2 protein-coding genes and 1 pseudogene are annotated in these 2,821 nt (G+C 37.0%); 1 reads left to right on the top strand and 2 read right to left on the bottom strand.

Annotation, left to right across the window (positions count from 1 at the left end):
- Window positions 1–335, top strand: a 335-nt coding sequence (locus H5072_RS16090) for a ribonuclease E inhibitor RraB (RefSeq protein ID WP_182694093.1), incomplete at its 5' end; no start/stop codon positions are given.
- A 44-nt stretch (window positions 336–379) separates the two neighbouring features.
- On the opposite strand, the pseudogene H5072_RS16085 reads toward H5072_RS16090, so the two are convergent.
- Window positions 380–2,129, bottom strand: a pseudogene (locus H5072_RS16085) (DEAD/DEAH box helicase).
- Between the two features lie 124 nt (window positions 2,130–2,253).
- On the bottom strand, window positions 2,254–2,556 hold the full coding sequence (locus tag H5072_RS16080; RefSeq protein ID WP_002958250.1) for an H-NS family nucleoid-associated regulatory protein: 303 nt from the start codon (window positions 2,554–2,556) through the stop codon (window positions 2,254–2,256).
- Window positions 2,557–2,821: the final 265 nt, after the last annotated feature.

Below are 2,821 nucleotides of genomic sequence, written 5' to 3'. Positions count from 1 at the left end.
TGCAATTCCCTGATGATGATAACGGCCAACTTTTAGCCGAAATAGCCGCTGCTGGCATTGATTTAAATAAAATGCACCAAGTCGATTTTTTTATTTTATTTGAACAAGAAGCCGATGCTGAAAAATTTGCTAAAGAAATAGTCTCTGATGCATTAGTTCAAAATGCTGAGCTTGAAAAATGTAAAGACACTGGCGTTTGGGAAGTAATCACTCAAGTACAAATGGTGCCAGAGCACACCCTTTTAGGCCAAGCTGAGCAATACATTGAAAGCATTGCTAATAGCTTTAATGGATATGGTGACGGCTGGGGATTAATGGACGGTGACGAGGCTTAGTTGCCTTTTAATTGTATTAGTTCAATGCACCCTATCAGTTAAGCTTAACGGCTTAACTGATTTGCCTTCCTAAAATTGCCTTTATAGTCAAATAGCTTATCAGCCACTTTCCAACCATACTTTTTGCTTTTTCGTGCAATAACAAAATCTGGTGGTACTAATTCAAATTGTGCGCTTACTACTTGCGCTGCAGTTTTAAAATTAATAGGTGTTTGTCCAAGTCCTACTCGTAGACCAAATTGCTTATTAAATATAAATTGCCCGCCCTTATTTGCGAGGTTATATACCTCATCGCAACTTGCGCCATCTTCATCAAAATACGTTACTTTAATAAGTTCATCTTTAATTAGAGTTACCGATAACCCACTACATCGAAGCACAAGTGCGTCTTTTAAGTTTAATGCATTACGTAACTTATCATCAGGGTCGGCCATTACCGCGCCGCAATCATGGCATTTACGTGCCGCAATGTCATTTTGGGCGCCGCACTGCTCACATTCTTTAAACCTAAAACGATAATCGCACTGCTCTTTTGTACCTTCATCATCTTCTAACAGGCCTTGGCAACGCCTGCCAAAGTGCTCTATTACTTTGCCAGTGGAGTCTGTTTTACCCCAAAATATATTTGCAAACCCACAACCTGGGCAAAGTACCTGCACAGGTTCATTATCACTATCGCCTTTTTTATCACCTACTTCTGGGTGAAATAAATTAAAACCATTGCCAGCATAATCTATTACTAAGCAATCTGTTTTCGATTCAGATAACCTTAAACCTCGCCCCACAATTTGTTGATATAAACTAACCGATTCTGTAGGTCTTAAAATAGCTATAAAGTCGACATGTGGCGCATCAAACCCTGTAGTTAATACCGAAATATTAACTAAATACTTTAATTGCTTAGCTTTAAATTGCTTAATGATTTTATCGCGCTCAGTGTTTGGCGTATCACCTGTTACTAATGCACTTTGATGAGCTGGCAAGTAGCTTAATATTTCCTGGGCATGCATTACCGTGGCGGCAAAAACCATAACCCCTTCGCGCTCTTCACTGTATTGAATTACTTGCTGTAATATAGCCTGCGTTGCGCGCTCACTGTTTTTTAAAAGCGCATTCATGTCATCAGTCGTATATTGCCCAAATGCATTGCTATCTAAGGACGAAAAATCATAATGGCTAATTGCTGCATCAACTTCGTTAGGCGGCGTTAAATAATTATGTTTGATCATTTACCTGAGCGGCAATTCAAAAATACAACTTTTAAACGGACTTTCTTGAGTACCTTTAACAAAACCATGATAATGGTGGTGGTATATCCACCCCATCCCTAACCGATAAGGTGTTGCTGTTAAACCCAATACTTTTAACTGAGGGTTATACTCTTTTAAACTGTTTATTACTTTACCGTACTCACTTTTCATCCTCATTTACTGTGGCATTCTTCAATAATAAGTAATGAATAATGCTCATTTAATTTATTTAAATTACGGGAAAGCGATTGCACACACTGGCAAAGGTTACTTGATGGTTTAATGATTTTTCTTTTAAGCCTGCTGAAAATATACTCGCCTCTAAACCAAAACTTTTATATTTTTGCGAATTTTGCTCTACCAGCTCTTTTACATGAGCAAGCACTAATATTTTTTGCTTAGCTATACGCGCAAGTTCAGCAATAACCAAACTCTTACCTGCGCCGGTTGGTAGTACAATAACGGCAGGATCATTACTCTTTCTAAAGTGTAAAACAGTGCGTTCTACGGCTTCTTGCTGGTAAGGTCTTAGTTTATAGCTCATGGGAAAACAAATAGATTTTAATAAGCGGATTTTAGCAAATTACTGCTATGACATTTAGACTTTAATTATATTTTATTGAGGGGTAAACAAAAAAGAGAAGCCGAAGCTTCTCTTATATTTAGCTTTAAGCTAAAAACTTTTCAAGCTCAACACCTTCAAACGCTTTAGGACGACGGCCTCGGCCAGTCCATTCAATAGTCTCACCATTAAGTTCCATGCGGTACTTAGGCTTAACTTTAGTGCGCTTGTCTGATGCTCCATCTTGTAAATCTTCTAGCGTAAGTCCTTTTTCTTTTAAAAGATCCAAAACTTCCTGTTTCGCTTTTTGCTGCTGGGTATATTTTGAAATTGCATCATTGATAAGCTGTTGAGCTTTTTCAAGCTCTGTTAATGATGCTGTTTTAATAAAAGATCGGACTTCTTTCATCTATATCTCGCTAAATTGTGTGATAGGAATTATTTAAATATTCCTACTTAGTATAATGCTAAGTAGTTATTTTTACCATTCAAAGACACCTGCTGCTTTAAGCTTTATAAAAAAATACTTTTACAATAGTATAATTATCAAATCTAGAGGCTATAAAATGACAATGCAATACTTTTAACCGAGTAGACTCAATAACTAGAGATTACCCTTTTTCACCGTGGCTAAAAACACTAAGTTCATATTTAGCCTATTTATTAAATCAGGC

It is taken from the genome of Pseudoalteromonas sp. SR45-5 (genome assembly GCF_014163565.1).
Lineage (GTDB): Bacteria > Pseudomonadota > Gammaproteobacteria > Enterobacterales > Alteromonadaceae > Pseudoalteromonas > Pseudoalteromonas distincta.
The sequence above is the reverse complement of the archived record's forward strand: the minus strand, read 5'-3'. Positions and strand labels throughout refer to the sequence as shown.